Origin of the sequence: Falsiroseomonas oryziterrae (genome assembly GCF_021864505.1) — a bacterium.
GTDB classification, from domain to species: Bacteria; Pseudomonadota; Alphaproteobacteria; order Acetobacterales; family Acetobacteraceae; genus Falsiroseomonas; species Falsiroseomonas oryziterrae.
This window is the reverse complement of record NZ_JAKJIB010000653.1, coordinates 1-820: the sequence shown is the minus strand read 5'-3', so window position 1 is coordinate 820 and position 820 is coordinate 1. Positions and strand designations below refer to the sequence as shown.

The 820-nt window shown below is 71.3% G+C and carries 1 protein-coding gene; it reads left to right on the top strand.

Going from position 1 to position 820, the window contains the following annotated elements:
• Nucleotides 1–820, top strand: an 820-nt coding sequence (locus L2I40_RS23890) for a malonyl-CoA decarboxylase domain-containing protein (protein ID WP_237217832.1), incomplete at both ends; no start/stop codon positions are given.

Below are 820 nucleotides of genomic sequence, written 5' to 3'. Positions count from 1 at the left end.
GTGACGAATTCCTGCGCAGCCTCGCCGGCTTCGACAGCGATGCGGAGGCGGTGCGCGCGGCGTGGGACACGGTCGCCGGCGCGAACGGCGTGGCGGAGCGGGCGCGGGCCAAGGCGCGCCTGCGCCGCGCGCTGGAGCCGCCGCGCACGCGCCTCGTCACCCAGTTCGCGGCGATCCCCGACGGGGTGAAGTTCGTCGTCGACCTGCGCGCCGACCTGCTCGCCGGGATGGCCGACGACCCGATGCTGGAGGCGCTGGAGGCGGACCTGAAGGGCCTGCTCGCAGCCTGGTTCGACGTGGGGTTCCTCGAGCTGCGCCGGATCGACTGGTCCTCGCCGGCCTCGCTGCTCGAGAAGCTGGTGCAGTACGAGGCGGTGCACCGCATCCGCACCTGGCGCGACCTCAAGAACCGTCTCGATTCCGACCGGCGCTGCTACGCCTTCTTCCACCCGCGCATGCCGGACGAGCCGCTGATCTTCGTCGAGGTCGCGCTGGTGCAGGGGATGGCCGACAGCGTGCAGCGGCTGCTCGACGAGAAGGCGCCGGTGCTCGACCCGAAGCTGGCCGACACCGCCATCTTCTACTCGATCAACAACTGCCAGCGCGGCCTCGACGGCATTTCCTTCGGCAACTTCCTGATCAAGCGGGTGGTCTCGCTGCTCTCGGCCGAGTTGCCGAACCTCAAGACCTTCGCGACGCTCTCGCCCATCCCGGGCTTCCGCCGCTGGATCGAGGAGCGGATCGCGGCGGAGGACGCGGCGCTGATCACGGAGGAGGAGGCGGCGGCGCTGCGCGGCGTCGCGCCGGCCGACCTCGCCCT